This window comes from Congregibacter sp. (genome assembly GCF_045107095.1).
In the GTDB taxonomy this organism is placed as follows: Bacteria; Pseudomonadota; Gammaproteobacteria; order Pseudomonadales; family Halieaceae; genus Congregibacter.
Window position 1 is genome coordinate 33088 of sequence record NZ_JBGCFU010000038.1, and the last position, 10037, is coordinate 43124.

The window sequence follows — 10037 nt, forward strand, 5'->3', positions numbered from 1 at the left end:
AATGGCAGCGGCAAAAGACAGAAGAATGATTGTCGGACTGGATATCGGAACCTCCAAGGTGGTTGCGATCGTTGGTGAAGTGACCGCCGATGGAACTATCGAAGTTATCGGTATTGGCTCGCATCCGTCCAAAGGCATGAAGAAAGGCGTCGTGGTCAATATTGAGTCCACGGTGCAGTCTATCCAGCGAGCTGTTGATGAAGCGGAGCTCATGGCGGGATGCCAGATTCACTCTGTCTATGTCGGCATTGCGGGATCGCATATTCGCAGCTTGAATTCCCACGGCATTGTGGCGATCAAGGAGCAAGAGGTTGTTGGTCAGGATTTAGAGCGCGTTATTGATGCGGCCCGAGCGGTTGCAATTCCTGCGGACCAGAAGGTTCTGCATGTGCTCCCGCAGGAGTACGTGATCGATAATCAGGAAGGCATTAAAGAGCCCCAGGGGATGTCCGGTGTCCGCCTCGAGGCAAAGGTCCACCTCGTAACCTGTGCGGTAAATGCTGCGCAAAACATTGAGAAGTGCATTAGAAAGTGCGGTCTTGAAGTTGAGGACATTATTCTCGAGCAGCTGGCGTCCTCCTACTCGGTGCTCACCGACGATGAGCGAGAGCTTGGTGTGTGTTTGGTAGATATTGGCGGTGGTACCACGGATATCGCGATTTTTACGGAAGGCTCCATTCGTCATACGGGGGTTATACCGATTGCTGGCGACCAGGTGACCAATGATATTGCTATGGCGCTGCGCACGCCGTCCCAGTACGCCGAAGAGATAAAAATTCGCTACGCATGTGCCTTGACGCAGCTGGCCGGTGCTGACCAAACCATCAAGGTTCCCAGTGTGGGAGACCGGCCACCCAGAGATCTGTCGCGACAATCTCTGGCTGAGGTGGTGGAACCCCGCTACGACGAACTTTTCACATTGATTCAGGCAGAGCTTCGTCGCTCTGGTTTCGAAGATTTAATCCCGTCTGGAATCGTGCTCACCGGAGGTACTTCCAAGATGGAGGGTGCTTCGGAGCTCGCGGAGGAGATCTTTCACATGCCCGTGCGTGTGGGTTACCCGGCAAGTATCGAAGGGCTCGCGGATATCGTTCGAAACCCTATTTATTCAACGGCTGTTGGTTTGCTGCTGTATGGCAGCAGTCACGCCGGTGAGATACACACGGGCCGTCCTCGGACATCGGGCGATTCCTGGTGGACCCGTGTTACGCAATGGTTTCGAGACAGTTTTTAGAACAGTTTTTTTGGGGAAGGAAGGTCACCGTCAGGTGACGTAATCAAAGGGGAAGGAAGCTATGTTTGAACTCGTAGACAACGTACCGCAGAGCGCTGTCATCAAAGTGATTGGTGTGGGCGGCGGTGGTGGTAATGCCGTTAAGCACATGATCAGTAACAGCGTAGAGGGCGTGGATTTTATCTGTGCCAATACAGATGCGCAGGCTCTATCCGATGTCGATTCGCCGACGGTGCTTCAGCTCGGTGGCGAAATCACCAAGGGCTTGGGTGCTGGCGCGAATCCTGAGATCGGTCGAGCCGCCGCTATGGAGGATAGAGAGCGTATCGCTGAGTCTCTGAGGGGCGCCGATATGGTGTTTATCACCGCTGGTATGGGTGGTGGCACAGGTACAGGTGGCGCTCCAGTGGTCGCAGAAATAGCCAGAGAGATGGGTATTCTCACCGTTGCTGTGGTCACCAGACCCTTCACTTTTGAGGGTCGGAAGCGTCTTTCCTTGGCCGAAGCAGGTCTTGGGGAACTTCAGCAGCATGTTGACTCTCTAATCACCATTCCGAACGAGAAACTGCTGGAGGTTTTGGGAAAAAATACCAGTCTCTTGGATGCCTTCAAAGAGGCCAATGATGTATTGTTGGGCGCGGTTCAGGGTATTGCTGACCTGATCATTCGCCCGGGCATGATTAATGTCGATTTTGCGGATGTTCGGACAGTAATGTCCGAAATGGGTATGGCCATGATGGGCACGGGAAGCTCTCGCGGCGAGAACCGGGCGCGTGAGGCAGCCGAACGCGCTATCAATAGCCCGCTGCTGGACGACATAGATCTGGAAGGTGCACGCGGGATTCTGGTCAATATTACTGCCGGGCTTGATTTGTCGCTCGGTGAGTTCTCCGAAGTGGGCGATACCATTGAGGAGTTCGCCTCTGAAGAGGCCACCGTTGTAGTCGGGACAGTGATTGATCCCGAGCTAAACGACGAATTGAGGGTTACGGTAGTCGCTACGGGACTTGGCAATACGGCGTCTCGAGCAACGTTGCAGGTAGTGGAAACACCAAGAGCCGCGCGAGCTGAAGAGCCGCAGAGCGAGGTTGATCCTCTGTCCGCGCCCGACTATCGGGATTACGAAAAGCCGCCGGCCAGGCGCGCAGCAGCGCGTGGGGGCTCGGCAGCCGCAGCGACCGCGGAAAAACTGGGAGATGACTATTTTGACATCCCGGCATTTCTGCGGCGACAGGCCGACTGATCGAAACGACTGTCATCCTGTCTACTGCGTGACAGGCGCCATGGCGCCTGGCGGCACCCCTGAGTAAAAGGGGCATTGACAAGGAGGTTGTATGATTCGACAGCGGACGTTGCGTAACGCCATTAAGGCGACAGGCGTTGGTTTGCATACGGGAGAAAAGGTGTATCTGACTCTGGCGCCCGCGCCAGTGGACAGCGGCATCATCTTTCGTCGTGTCGATCTCGACCCGATTGTTGAGATTCACGCCAAGGCATCAAATGTGGGTGATACCACGTTGTCGACGACGCTAGTTCACGACGGACATCGAGTGTCCACTGTGGAACATTTGTTGTCCGCAATGGCCGGTCTCGGTATCGATAACGCCTATGTCGATGTCAGTGCTAGTGAAGTGCCGATTATGGATGGTAGCGCTGGACCTTTTGTTTTTCTGATCCAATCTGCGGGGATCGAAGAGCAGCCAGCAGCTAAGAAATTCATCCGTATCAAGCGTCCGGTAACGGTAGAGGACGGAGACAAGGTAGCCAGCTTTCTTCCCTTTGATGGCTTCAAGGTCTCCTTCACTATCGATTTTGATCATCCGGTATTTAGAGACCGCAAAGCACATGCCGAGATCGACTTCTCCTCTACGTCCTTCGTGCGTGAGATCAGTCGCGCACGAACTTTCGGGTTTATGCACGAGATTGAGTATCTTCGCTCGAAAGGACTTGCTCGGGGCGGCAGCGTTGACAACGCGATTGTTGTTGATGAGTACCGAATCCTCAACCAGGACGGCCTTCGTTACGAAGATGAATTTGTAAAGCACAAGGTTCTCGATGCCATTGGCGACGTCTATTTGCTGGGTTACAGCCTGATTGGGGAGTTTCGCGCGCACAAATCAGGACACGCGTTAAATAACGCATCTCTTCGCGCATTAATGGAGCAAAAAGACGCTTGGGAGATGGTCACATTTGACGATCCCGAGACGGCTCCAATTTCTTACGTTACCGCGCCTTCAGCCCCCGCTGCTGTTTAGACTGTCCAGTCGCCTACCGATGGAAAAAACGGTGTGGCTATGGGACAATTTCGCGCCGGTTTTTTTGCTTCATTAGCGCTCGGTAAGGCTTGATTTGTGGGCCATTGGCCCCATGAATAGCCGACATACTTTTTATTTTCCCGGATGCATCACGAGGCGTGACTTTGTGCGGCACCAGGGCTTGCTCGGAATCAGGCAGCAGCCGTTCCGAAAGACTTGCCGGGAGCCACACACTGATGGACTGCACAGGCCTATGGTCGGCAGCGGCGCAACGATTTAATGATTAACTCTGCACTTAAAAAAGTTTTTGGAACACGCAATGATCGCGAGCTTAAGCGCATGCGCAAAGTGGTTCGCCAGATCAATGCAATGGAAGAGGGTATGCAAGCGCTGGATGACGAGGCTCTTGCGGCTAAAACCGGAGAGTTTCGTGAGCGCCTGAGCTCTGGAGAGACCCTCGATAAAATTCTTCCCGAAGCATTTGCCGTAGCGCGTGAGGCCGGTAAGCGCGTTATGGGTATGCGCCACTTTGATGTACAGCTCGTCGGTGGTATGACTCTTCACGAAGGACGCATTGCGGAGCAACGTACCGGTGAGGGAAAAACGCTGGTAGCGACCTTGGCGGCCTATCTGAATGCACTGAGCGGCAGCGCGGTACACCTCATCACCGTGAATGATTACCTCGCTGGTCGAGACGCCCAATGGATGTCACCGCTATATAACTTCCTGGGACTCAGTGTCGGCGTAGTTCGCTCTGGGCAGACCCCCGAAGAGAAGCGCACGGCTTATCAATCCGACGTGATTTACGGCACAAACAATGAGTTTGGCTTTGATTACCTTCGCGACAACATGGCGTTCTCTCTTGAGGACAAAATGCAAGGAGATCTCAGCTTTGCCATCGTCGACGAGGTGGATTCGATCCTCATTGATGAAGCGCGGACGCCGCTCATTATCTCTGGTGCAGCACAGGATAGTTCCGAGCTTTACAAGCGCATCAACAAGCTGGTGCCTTCATTGCAGCGCGAAGATGAGGGACAGGAAGGGCACTATACCGTCGACGAAAAGTTGCGCCAGGTAGAGCTGACGGAAGCCGGGCATGAGTTTGTAGAGGAAATGCTGGTTCGCGAGGGTATGCTCGAAGAGGGAGATAGCCTTTACGCATCGACCAATCTGTCTCTTCTTCATCATGTGCACACAGGCTTACGAGCCCATGTAATGTTTAGTCGCGATGTGGAGTACATCGTACAAGGTGGGCAGGTGGTGCTCATCGATGAGCATACTGGACGGACCATGCCGGGTCGCCGTCTTTCCGAAGGCCTCCACCAGGCTATCGAAGCCAAGGAAGGTGTGGAAATTCAAAGCGAGAGTCAAACCCTCGCATCGACAACATTTCAGAACTACTTCCGGCTCTACGACAAACTCTCAGGGATGACGGGCACAGCGGACACTGAAGCTTTTGAGTTTCGGCAGATTTACGGTCTTGAGGTGGTCGTGATACCGACTAACAAGGATATGGTTCGCAAGGATATGAACGACCTTGTGTACCTTACCAGCGAGGAGAAGCTGGACGCGATCGTTGAGGATGTTAAGCACTGCATGGAGATTGGTGCGCCCGCACTGGTCGGTACGGCTTCAGTGGAAACCTCCGAGGAGCTGTCTGCTCGCTTTAAGAAGTCGGGTGTAGCTCACAAAGTACTGAATGCGAAGTATCACGAGCAGGAAGCGGAAATTATTGCTCAGGCGGGGCGCCCTGGTGTGGTGACAATCGCAACCAACATGGCCGGTCGAGGCACAGACATTGTTCTGGGCGGAAACCTCGAAGCCGAGCTGCGTCAAGCCGGGGATATCAGCGAAGAACAACGCGAAGCAATGCAGGCGGATTGGGAAGAGCGGCACGCAAAGGTTCTCGAGGCGGGCGGCCTGCATATTCTTGGGACAGAACGCCACGAGTCGCGCCGGATCGATAATCAGTTGCGGGGTCGTGCGGGACGTCAGGGTGATCCTGGAGTATCACGCTTTTATCTGTCTCTTGAAGATAACCTCATGCGCATCTTTGCTTCAGATCGCGTTAAGAACTTCATGCAGGCTTTGGGCATGGAGAAAGGTGAGGCTATCGAGCATCGCATGGTGACCAATGCGATTGAGAAGGCCCAGCGTAAGGTCGAGGGGCGCAACTTTGATATCCGCAAGCAGCTGCTTGAGTACGATGACGTCGCGAATGATCAGCGTCAAATTATCTACCAGCAACGCAACGACCTCCTGACGGAGGCAGAGATCTCCGACACGATCACGGCCATCCGTCATGATGTTGTGAACCAGGCCATCGACAGCTTCATACCTCCCATGAGCGTTGAAGAGCAGTGGGACGTACCAGGACTCGAACGCCAGCTTGAGGCGGAGTTCGCCATAACATTGCCAATTCAGCAGTGGTTGGACGAGGATGACAAACTCCACGAGGATGCCATTCGTGAGCGTGTCCTGGCGGAGATACAGCAGGCCTACAATCTCAAGGGTGAGAACGTTGGCCCCGACATGCTACGTATTGAAAAGCAGATAATGCTGCAGGTTTTGGACACGCTCTGGAAGGAGCACCTCGCGACCATGGATCATTTGCGACAAGGCATTCACCTTCGTGCCTACGCACAAAAGAATCCTAAACAGGAGTACAAGCGGGAGTCCTTTGAGCTGTTTCAGGAACTGCTTTCCAGCCTTAAGTACGAAGTCGTGAAGTTCCTCAGTCACGTGCAGATTCAGAAGAAGAATGAGGCTGAATTGATAGAGCAGCAGCGTCGCCACGAAGCAGAGCAGGCTAAGCTGGCGTTTCAGCATGCTCAGGCATCAGGTATGGCACCGGAGCAACCCTCTGACGTGCCTAACCCGGAACAGGCTGAGGCTCCTCCTGCGCAGCCGATTACCCGTAGCGAGCCTAAAGTGGGTCGTAACGATCCTTGCCCCTGCGGCAGCGGCAAAAAGTACAAGCAATGTCACGGTGCGCTCTAAGCGCCTCTCCCAAGGATAATGACCTCCACGGACTCTGATGGTTTCGAGAGTGCCTCCAGACCGCTTCCGGTCCCTGGAGTCACGGTTGCATCGGTGGAGGCGGGGATCCGTTATCCGGATCGCCGTGACCTTGTAGCGCTGAGCTTTGTTGAAGGTACGACTGCTGCCGCAGTCTTTACCCGAAACGCCTTCTGCGCAGCGCCGGTCATCGTCGCACGGGAGCATCTTCTTCAGTCTGAATTCAAACCACGCGTGCTTCTCATCAATACAGGCAATGCTAATGCCGGGACCGGTGAGTCAGGAATGGAAGTGGCACGCCGAAGTTGCGATGAGGCTGCTGCACTCCTTGGGCTAAATCCGAATGAAGTGTTGCCGTTTTCGACAGGGGTCATCGGCGAAGATCTACCTTTGGAGAGGTTAACTACGGCGCTACCTTCCTTGTTTGCCGAGCGATCTCCCGAGCAATGGGATGCAGCCGCCATCGGTATTATGACTACCGATACGCGTCCAAAAGCAGGCTCCCGAGAGTTCTCTGCAAACGGGAAGAGCTACGTGCTCACTGGCATAGCGAAGGGTGCGGGGATGCTTCGTCCTGATATGGCGACGATGTTGTCCTTTTTGGCGACCGATGCCCCCGTTGCCGATCGTGTTTTGGACACCTTGCTTCGTCGTGCTGTGGAGGGTTCTTTTCACAGGATCACCGTTGATGGTGACACATCCACTAACGACGCAGTGGTTCTCGCAGCAACGGGTATCGGCGGCGACTCTCTTTGTGACGATCCTGATTCCGAGTTGGCTCTAGCGCTCGCGACGGCGCTGGAATCTCTGTGTATTGAGCTCGCCCAAGCTTTGGTGAGGGACGGGGAGGGCGCGAGCAAATTCGTTGAGATTAATGTGAGCGGTGGAGCGAATGAGCAGGAATGTCTGGATGTGGCCTTTACTATCGCGCACTCGCCTCTTGTAAAAACTGCTCTGTTTGCCGGGGACCCAAATTGGGGCCGGGTGCTTGCGGCAATCGGTAGGTCGGGCCTGTCTGAACTCGACGTTACCGGAGTGCGTGTTTTTATTAACGATTTAGTTATTGCCGAGAAAGGGGCGCGTTCCAAGGACTACGTCGAAGCCGAGGTGGCACAGCTGATGGCGGGCGAGGAGTTAAAACTGGGCATAGAGCTTGGGCGCGGTTCGGTTAGTGCTTCTGTTTGGACATCAGATTTTTCCTATGACTACGTAAGAATCAACGCCGAGTATCGGAGTTAGAAAAGCGTGTCTGGCATTCCTGACAGCGACGCCGACGATGTAGCGGCTCTAGTGCATGTTGCGGTTGCAGTTATTCTTGGGGACCACGAGCAGGTTTTGCTCACCCAGCGACATGCTAATAGCCATCAAGGAGGACTCTGGGAGTTTCCCGGGGGAAAGCTGGAGCCAGGAGAAAGCCTTTCCAGCGCCTTGATTCGGGAGCTTCGGGAAGAGTTAGGCATCGAGGTATCTGCACACTACGCTCTCCTGCAGATTGAGCATGATTATGGCGATAAGCGGGTGTTACTTGATGTTCATTGCGTGACCGAGTTTGACGGTGAGCCCTCACCCTGTGAGGGGCAGCCGATGCGCTGGGTCGATGTTACGGAACTCGGTGACTACGCTTTTCCTCAAGCCAACGAACCGATTCTGAGAGCTCTTACAAACGGACAGCGTTAAATCTCAACATTGGTGTTCGCAGCGAGAGCCAACAGTTTTTCGTGCAGGGCTATGACCTGAGCGTCAAGGTCTTCGAGAGTGCCATTGTTGTCGATCACACTATCGGCCTTCGCTAGTCGGTTCTCACGAGACATCTGTGCAGCCATTATGGAGCGCACGAGTTCTTCACTGTTGCTGTCGCGAGTAATCGTTCGTGCGACTTGAGTCGATTCGGGAACATCGATAACGACTACGTGCTCTACAAATTCACTTTGAGATCCCTCCAGCAATAAAGGAGAGCTCAGTACCGCGTAGGGTGATGTGGCATCTTTGAGCTGTTGGGCGATGCTCTGTCTTATTAGTGGATGAGTAAGCGCCTCCAGCCACTGCCGCTCTTTCGGATCAGAAAATACGATGCGCCTCAATGCCGCACGATCCAGAGTCCCGTCGTCCAGAAGAATCTCTTTTCCGTAGCGACCTGCGATTTCTTTGAGTGCTGGGCTGCCCGCTTCTACTACCTCTCTAGCTACAATGTCCGCATCAACAATGTGCACTCCAAAAGGGAGTAGTCGATCGGTGACAGCACTTTTGCCGCTACCTATACCACCGGTGATACCGACGCGAAGGGGATTAGTCATGGGCTGCCTAAGAGCATTGCACTAAGGGCTCCGCCCCAGAGCAGACTTATCCATCCCGCCGCAACCAAATAGGGACCAAACGGTAGGGGACTCGAGCGATCTTTTCCTTGCACAGCGAGAATTAGAATTCCCAGGACGGCGCCTACCGCAGATGAGAGCAGAATGATGATCGGCAGGCTTTGCCATCCAAGCCATGCGCCGAGAGCGGCAAGTAGCTTAAAGTCCCCGTAACCCATGCCCTCCTTACCGGTGACGAGTTTGAAGGCCCAATAAATAGTCCAAAGTAAAAGATAGCCCGCGGCGGCGCCAAGGATGGCGTCAACGGGCGATACCGGTCCCCAAAACACGTTGAACAGCAGTCCAGCCCATAACAGCGGTAAAGTGATGTCGTCGGGCAGCAGTTGCGTATCAATATCGATTACTGCCAAAGCTATAAGCGCCCACGTAAACAGCAGGTAGGCAAGCAGTGCGGGCTGTACACCGATGTGGACCGCAACGACCAGCGAGGCGATGGCGCTGGCAAGTTCTACCAGCGGGTACCGCCAGCCGATACGCGTAGCACAGTTCGAGCAGCGGCCACGGAGCGCTACGAAACTGATAACAGGGATGTTTTCCCAGGGTTTTATCGCGTGTTGGCAGTGGGGGCAATGGGAACCGGGAAAGGCCAGTGAGAACTTCTCTTCAGTAGCCTCGTGGTCGTCATCAATCTCAAGCAGAGCGCGGCAGTCTTTTCGCCATTCCCTCTGCATCATCTCGGGCAGGCGAAGAATGACGACGTTGAGAAAACTACCTACCAAAAGACCAAGCGAGCCGACCAGCAAGTAGAAATACGCGGGGTACTCGATTAGAAACTCACTGAGCATGGGTGATTGGCTCATTATCTGTCGCCGAAGGGCAGCTTTAGGCCGCGGATAATCAAGCTTGGTTCGCTTAGATTACGGATCCCAGCATGAAGATTGGTAAGTACATAGCGATCATGAGGCCGCCAACTAACACTCCCAGAATCGACATGATCATTGGCTCCATCAGGGAGCTGAGGCTGTCTACCGCATTGTCGACGGCTTCTTCATAGTGAGTAGCCACTTTATCCAGCATCTCATCGAGCTGGCCGGATTCCTCACCGATGGAGATCATCTGTAACAGCATGTTGGGGAACAGCCCCGTACTTTTCACAGAGTTGTAGAGTGTGGAGCCGGTGGTGACGTCGTCGCGAATTTGAAGAATAGCCTCGGCGTA

The 10037-nt window shown here is 54.1% G+C and carries 9 protein-coding genes; 6 read left to right on the forward strand and 3 right to left on the reverse strand.

All coding sequences use genetic code 11. The features are described 5' to 3' along the window. Nucleotide 1 precedes the first annotated feature (1 nt). The 6 genes from ftsA (at nt 2) to mutT (ending at nt 8184) form a co-directional block, all read left to right on the forward strand. A complete protein-coding gene (gene ftsA / locus AB8B76_RS07710; protein ID WP_405271448.1) occupies nt 2–1234 on the forward strand; it encodes a cell division protein FtsA in 1233 nt (410 codons plus the stop codon). Between the two features lie 61 nt (nt 1235–1295). Next, nucleotides 1296–2477: a cell division protein FtsZ gene (ftsZ, locus tag AB8B76_RS07715; RefSeq protein WP_405271449.1), complete on the forward strand. Its 1182-nt coding sequence runs from the start codon at nt 1296–1298 to the stop codon at nt 2475–2477. Between the two features lie 91 nt (nt 2478–2568). Further along, nucleotides 2569–3489, forward strand: coding sequence for a UDP-3-O-acyl-N-acetylglucosamine deacetylase (lpxC, locus tag AB8B76_RS07720; protein ID WP_405271450.1), 921 nt, complete (start codon nt 2569–2571; stop codon nt 3487–3489). Between the two features lie 279 nt (nt 3490–3768). Further along, nucleotides 3769–6489, forward strand: coding sequence for a preprotein translocase subunit SecA (gene secA, locus AB8B76_RS07725; protein WP_405271451.1), 2721 nt, complete (start codon nt 3769–3771; stop codon nt 6487–6489). 18 nt (nt 6490–6507) lie between these two features. Further along, nucleotides 6508–7746 (forward strand): bifunctional glutamate N-acetyltransferase/amino-acid acetyltransferase ArgJ, encoded by a 1239-nt coding sequence (gene argJ / locus AB8B76_RS07730; protein WP_405271452.1) that lies wholly within the window; start codon nt 6508–6510, stop codon nt 7744–7746. 6 nt (nt 7747–7752) lie between these two features. Next, a complete protein-coding gene (mutT, locus tag AB8B76_RS07735) occupies nt 7753–8184 on the forward strand; it encodes an 8-oxo-dGTP diphosphatase MutT (protein WP_405271453.1) in 432 nt (143 codons plus the stop codon). On the opposite strand, the gene coaE is transcribed toward mutT, so the two are convergent. The 3 genes from coaE to AB8B76_RS07750 form a co-directional block, all read right to left on the reverse strand. Further along, nucleotides 8181–8801 carry a dephospho-CoA kinase gene (gene coaE / locus AB8B76_RS07740; RefSeq protein ID WP_405271454.1) on the reverse strand — a complete coding sequence of 207 codons (621 nt, stop codon included), beginning with the start codon at nt 8799–8801 and terminating at the stop codon, nt 8181–8183. The two genes, mutT and coaE, sit on opposite strands and share 4 nt — an antisense overlap. After that, nucleotides 8798–9679, reverse strand: coding sequence for a prepilin peptidase (locus AB8B76_RS07745; protein WP_405271455.1), 882 nt, complete (start codon nt 9677–9679; stop codon nt 8798–8800). Before AB8B76_RS07745 ends, coaE begins: the two co-directional genes overlap by 4 nt. A 52-nt stretch (nt 9680–9731) precedes the next feature. Further along, nucleotides 9732–10037: type II secretion system F family protein (locus tag AB8B76_RS07750; RefSeq protein WP_405271456.1), on the reverse strand; the 306-nt coding region annotated here is incomplete at its 5' end.

Bases quoted from the DNA above. Each gene is read 5' to 3' on its own strand.
- ftsA (WP_405271448.1), top strand. From the start codon at position 2: ATGGCAGCGGCAAAAGACAGAAGAATGATTGTCGGACTGGATATCGGA.
- ftsZ (WP_405271449.1), top strand. From the start codon at position 1,296: ATGTTTGAACTCGTAGACAACGTACCGCAGAGCGCTGTCATCAAAGTG.
- lpxC (WP_405271450.1), top strand. From the start codon at position 2,569: ATGATTCGACAGCGGACGTTGCGTAACGCCATTAAGGCGACAGGCGTT.
- secA (WP_405271451.1), top strand. From the start codon at position 3,769: ATGATTAACTCTGCACTTAAAAAAGTTTTTGGAACACGCAATGATCGC.
- argJ (WP_405271452.1), top strand. From the start codon at position 6,508: ATGACCTCCACGGACTCTGATGGTTTCGAGAGTGCCTCCAGACCGCTT.
- coaE (WP_405271454.1), bottom strand. From the start codon at position 8,801: ATGACTAATCCCCTTCGCGTCGGTATCACCGGTGGTATAGGTAGCGGC.
- AB8B76_RS07745 (WP_405271455.1), bottom strand. From the start codon at position 9,679: ATGAGCCAATCACCCATGCTCAGTGAGTTTCTAATCGAGTACCCCGCG.